The 415-nt window shown below is 68.4% G+C and carries 1 protein-coding gene; it reads right to left on the minus strand.

All coding sequences use genetic code 11. The annotated features are described in order from the left end of the window. Position 1: 1 nt before the first annotated feature. The coding region (locus AAHM38_RS25545) for a tyrosine-type recombinase/integrase (RefSeq protein WP_182263592.1) at positions 2 to 415 on the minus strand (414 nt) is incomplete at its 5' end.

The following is a 415-nucleotide window of genomic DNA, read 5'->3' on the forward strand; positions in this document are numbered from 1 at the left end:
TTCATGCCGCCGCCTCCGCAAGCTGGCGCGCGCCCGTGATGGCCTGGCGCCGGCTGGCCACCAGTTCGGCCGCATCGCGCACCGGCTTGTCCTCGGTGTGGACGTAGTGCATGAACATCGCTACGGTCTTGTGGCCCGTCAGCTTCATGCCCACTTTGGTCGGCACGCCCGAATTGGCAATGTCGGTCGTCGAGCGATGGCGGATGCCGTGCGTGCCGACGTGCGGGACGCCGGCGGCCTTGAGCACCCGGCACCAGCCGCCATAGTGCTCGCCAAAGGTCAGGTGCTTGGCCGGGTCGTTCGGCGATGGCAGGACGTAGGGGCAGCCCTCCCGGCGCGGCGCCGTCGAAAGCAGCCGATAGGCTTCCTCGCTCATGGGCTTGGAAATGCCGCCGACCTTGCTGTCGGGCCACAC

This window comes from Ralstonia sp. OTU4908, assembly GCF_038440115.1.
Classification (GTDB): Bacteria; Pseudomonadota; Gammaproteobacteria; order Burkholderiales; family Burkholderiaceae; genus Ralstonia; species Ralstonia pickettii.